Annotated in this window: 1 protein-coding gene; it reads left to right on the top strand. The window is 71.5% G+C overall.

What is annotated here, in order from left to right:
* Positions 1-4,962 (top strand): SDR family NAD(P)-dependent oxidoreductase (locus STBA_RS04005; RefSeq protein ID WP_143659620.1); only part of this gene is annotated, 4,962 nt, incomplete at both ends.

The following is a 4,962-nucleotide window of genomic DNA, read 5'->3' as shown; positions in this document are numbered from 1 at the left end:
TTCCTGACCAGGCCGGCACGGCCCTCGTCGACGCGACCGGCCTCGGTCTGACCGGGGCCGACCACCCGCTGCTCGGCGCCGCCGTGGGGTTGGCCAACGCGGACGGACAGCCCGGCGGGGACGCGGTCGTCCTGACGGGTCGGCTCTCGCTGAGCACGCACCCCTGGCTGGCCGATCACGCCGTGTCGGGGACCGTGCTGCTGCCGGGCACGGCCTTCGTCGAACTGGCCGTGCGCGCCGGGGACCAGGTGGGCTGCGACCGCGTCGAGGAACTGACCCTGGAAGCCCCGCTGGTGCTGCCGACGGAGGGCGCCGTGCGGCTCCAGGTGGCCATCGGAACGGCCGCCCCTGACGGTCGGCGCACGGTCAGTGTCCACTCCCGACGCGAGACCTCGGCGGACGAAATCCTGGACGGCGGCGAGAGCTGGGTCCGCAACGCCAGTGGCCTGCTCGGCGCCCGGCCCGCCGACGGCTCCCCCGTTCCCGCGACGCAGGCCACCTGGCCGCCCGCGGGTGCCACCGCCCTTGAGGTGGATGACCACTACGATCGCGCCGCCGCCGCCGGCTACGGCTACGGCCCCGCCTTCCAAGGGCTGCGCGCCGTCTGGCGCCTCGGCGACGATGTGTACGCCGAGGTGGCTTTGCCGGACGCGCAGCGGCAGGAGGCCACCCGATTCGGTCTGCACCCCGCCCTTCTGGACGCGGCCCTGCAAGCCATCGGCTTCAGCGCCCTCAACGCGGAATCCGGTCGGCCCCGGCTGCCGTTCTCCTGGAGCGGCGTGGCGCTGCACGCTACGGGGGCCACCGAACTGCGGGTGCGGGTGTCGGTGAACGGGCCCGACTCGGTGACCCTGACGGCCGTCGACGGCGCGGGCAACCCCGTCGTCTCGGTGGGCTCGCTGGTCAGCCGTCCCGTCTCCGCACGGCAGTTGGAGCGAGCGCGTGACGGGGTGGACGATGCGCTGTTCCGGCTGGAGTGGACGGCCGTGCCCGCGCCGCCCGAGCCCGCGACGGCGGAGTGGCCCGTCATCGGCGACGCGGACGGACTGCTGGGAGAAGCCGGGTTCGGCGCCTCCCACGCCGACGTCGCGGAACTGCGTGCCCGACTGGGGGAGGAAGACTTCGTTCCGGCCGTGGCACTGCTCGCCGTCGGCGGTGCCGATGGCGAGGTCCGTGGATCGCTGCGCCGAGTGCTTGAGGACATACGCCAGTGGCTGGCGGAGGAGCGCTTCGCCGGAGCCCGCCTCGTCGTGGTGACGCGGGGAGCCGTCGCCGGGGAGCATCTGGCGGGCGGCTCGGTGTGGGGTCTGCTGCGCTCGGCCCAGAGCGAGCACCCCGACCGGCTCGTCCTCGTCGACCTGGCCGCCGACGAGCCCTCCCTCCGGGCCCTGCCGTCCGCGATAGCCCTGGGCTTGTCGGGCGAGGAGCCGCAGATCGCCGTCCGGGGAGAGCGGCTGCTGGTCCCGCGTCTGGCACGCGCGGACGCCGACGGCACATTGTCCGTTCCTCAGGGCGGAATGCCCTGGCGGCTGGACACCTCGGCGCCCGGAACGCTGGAGAGCCTGGTCCTGATGCCGCATCCGGAGGCGGCCGAAGCACTTGACGAGGGCGAAGTCCGGGTCGAGGTGCGGTCCGCCGGCCTGAACTTCCGCGATGTGATGATCGCGCTGGGGATGTACCCCGATGACGTGCGGATGGGCACCGAGGGTGCCGGGATCGTCGTCGAGACCGGCCCGGGCGTCACCAGCCTGGCTCCCGGCGACCGCGTGATGGGACTGCTGCCCGCCGGTCTGGGCTCGCACGCCGTGGCCGACCAGCGGCTGCTGGCACACGTTCCCGAGACGTGGACCTTCGAACAGGCGGCCTCTGTCCCCGTGGCCTTCCTGACAGCCTGTTACGGGCTCGCGGACCTGGCGGATCTGCAGGCTGGAGAACGGGTACTGGTGCACGCCGCGGCCGGCGGTGTCGGCATGGCCGCGGTGCAGCTGGCGCAACACCTCGGCGCCGAGGTGTTCGCGACAGCGAGCGAGGGCAAGTGGGCGACCCTGCGGTCCCTCGGCCTGGACGATGACCACATCGCCTCCTCGCGGACACTGGAGTTCGAGGAGAAGTTCCTCGCCGCGACCGGAGGGCGCGGCATGGACGTGGTGCTGAACTCGCTCGCCAGGGAGTTCGTGGACGCGTCGCTGCGCCTGCTGCCGCGCGGCGGGCGGTTTGTCGAGATGGGCAAGACGGACATCCGCGATCCGGAAGGCGTCGCGACCGACCACGCGGGTGTGGTCTACCAGGCGTTCGACCTGTTGGAGGCCGGGCCGGACCGCGTCAGGCAGCTTCTCGACCGCGGCGTCGCACTCTACCGAGAGGAAAGGCTGACGCCGCTGCCCACGGTGACCTGGGACATCCGGCGTGCCGCCGACGCGTTCCGGTTCATGAGCCAGGCCCGGCACGTCGGGAAGATCGTGCTGACCACGCCGCGGACCCCGGACCCGGCCGGCACCGTGCTGATCACCGGCGGCACGGGCACACTCGGCGCGCTCGTGGCCCGGCATCTGGTGGCGGAATATGGCATGCGTCACCTGCTGCTGACCAGCCGTCGTGGTACCGACGCGCCCGGAGCCGCCGAGCTGCGGGACGAACTCACCGGGCTGGGCGCCGAGGTCGTCATCACCGCCTGCGACGTCGCGGACCGCGATGCTCTGGAGGCGCTGCTCGCCGGAATCCCCGGCACCCGTCCGCTGACCGCCGTCGTGCACACGGCGGGCGTGCTCGACGACGGACTGATCGACGCGCTCACTGACGAGCAGCTGGAGCGCGTGCTGCGGCCGAAGGCCGACGCAGCCTGGAACCTTCACGAGCTGACGCGTGATGCCGACCTGAGCACGTTCGTCCTCTTCTCTTCCGCCGCCAGCGTGTTGGGTGGCCCCGGCCAGGGCAACTACGCGGCCGCCAATGCCTTCCTCGATGCGCTCGCTGCGCGCCGGCGCGCGCTCGGCCTGCCGGCCGCCTCCCTGGCGTGGGGGCTGTGGGCCGAGGCCAGCGGCATGACCGGTCACCTGAGCCGTGAGGACAGGGCCCGCATGGCCCGCAACGGCGTAGTTCCCTTTTCCAACGAACAGGGGCTCAGGATGTTCGACGCCGCACTGGCCTCGGACGAAGCGCTCCTGCTGCCGACCCGTCTCGACCTGACGGCACTCCGTGTCCTCGCGCGCGACGGCGCACTCCCTGCGATCACACGCGGGCTGGTCCGCGCTCCGGTCCGACGGGCGGTGGCGGCGGGAGCGGAGACGGGCGAGCACTCGCTTCGCCAGCACCTGGCGGGCCTGCCTGAGGAGCGGCGGGAACAGGCACTGACCGATCTGGTGCGGAGCCACGTGTCGGCCGTGCTGGGGCACGGTAGTGCGGATGACATCGAGACGGAGAAGGGGTTCAAGGCCCTCGGCATCGACTCACTGATGGCGGTGGAATTGCGCAACCGCTTGAACGTCGCCACCGGCCTGCGGCTGTCCGCGACACTCGTCTTCGACTACCCGACCCCGGCTGTGCTGGCCCGGCACCTGCGCGCGGAACTGCTGGAGTCGGGTACGGACGGTGCCGAGACGGACCGGCCCCCGCTGTCGGCCGACACCGCGGTCTCGGCCCGGGAACCGATCGCGATTGTCGGGATGGCCTGCCGTTTCCCGGGTGAGGTGCGTTCTCCTGAGGACCTTTGGCGGCTCGTGTCCGAGGGCGGGGACGCGATCACGGAAATCCCGGAGCGGCGAGGCTGGGACGCCGAGGGCTTCTACCACCCGGACCCGGAACACCCGGACACGAGCTATACACGGCGGGGTGGTTTCCTGCATGACGCCGATGAGTTCGATGCGGCGCTGTTCGGGATCTCGCCGCGTGAGGCGCTGGCGATGGACCCGCAGCAGCGGCTGCTGCTCGAAACGTCCTGGGAAGCGATCGAGCGGGCCGGCATGAACCCCGACTCGCTGCGGGGCACCCAGACCGGTGTGTTCACCGGGCTGGTTGCCCAGGGCTACATCTCCCGTGTCCGCCAGATCCCCACGGAACTGCACGGCTACCTCGGCACGGGCAACACGGCGAGTGTCGGCTCCGGGCGTGTGGCGTACACCTTCGGGCTCGAGGGGCCGGCGGTGACGGTGGACACGGCGTGCTCCTCGTCTCTCGTGGCGCTGCACATGGCCGTGCAGGCGCTGCGGCAGGGCGAGTGCGACCTGGCCTTGGCCGGGGGCGTCACGGTGATGTCCGAGCCCAGCTTGTTCGTCGAGTTCAGTCGGCAGGGTGGGTTGGCTTCGGATGGGCGGTGCAAGGCGTTCGGCGAGTCGGCCGACGGCTTCGGCCCCGGCGAGGGTGTGGGTGTGCTGTTGGTGGAGCGGTTGTCGGATGCGCGGCGGAACGGGCATCGGGTGCTGGCGGTGGTGCGGGGTTCCGCGATTAATCAGGATGGTGCGAGTAATGGTCTGACGGCGCCGAACGGGCAGGCGCAGCAGCGGGTGATCCGGCAGGCGCTGGCCAATGCCGCGCTGTCGGTGGGCGAGGTGGATGCGGTCGAGGCGCATGGTACGGGTACGTCGCTGGGTGACCCGATCGAGGCGCAGGCGCTGATCGCGACCTATGGCAAGGGACGTGACGCGGACCGTCCGTTGTGGCTCGGCTCGGTGAAGTCGAATCTCGGGCACACGCAGGCGGCGGCGGGTGTTGCGGGTGTGATCAAGATGGTGATGGCGATGCGGCACGGGGTGCTGCCGCAGACGCTGCACGTGGACACTCCCTCGCCGCACATCGACTGGTCGGCCGGAGCTCTCGGATTGCTTACCGAGGCGCGGGTGTGGGAGGAGGGTGGGCATCCGCGGCGGGCGGGTGTGTCGTCGTTCGGGATCAGTGGGACGAATGCGCATGTGATTGTTGAGGGGGTTGCGGAGGGTATTGCGGAGGGGGTTGTTGAGGGGACTGCGC

The sequence above is a fragment of the Streptomyces sp. MP131-18 genome (genome assembly GCF_001984575.1).
In the GTDB taxonomy this organism is placed as follows: Bacteria; Actinomycetota; Actinomycetes; order Streptomycetales; family Streptomycetaceae; genus Streptomyces; species Streptomyces johnsoniae.
Note: the sequence above shows the minus strand (reverse complement) of the source record. Positions and strands in the feature narration are given on the sequence as shown.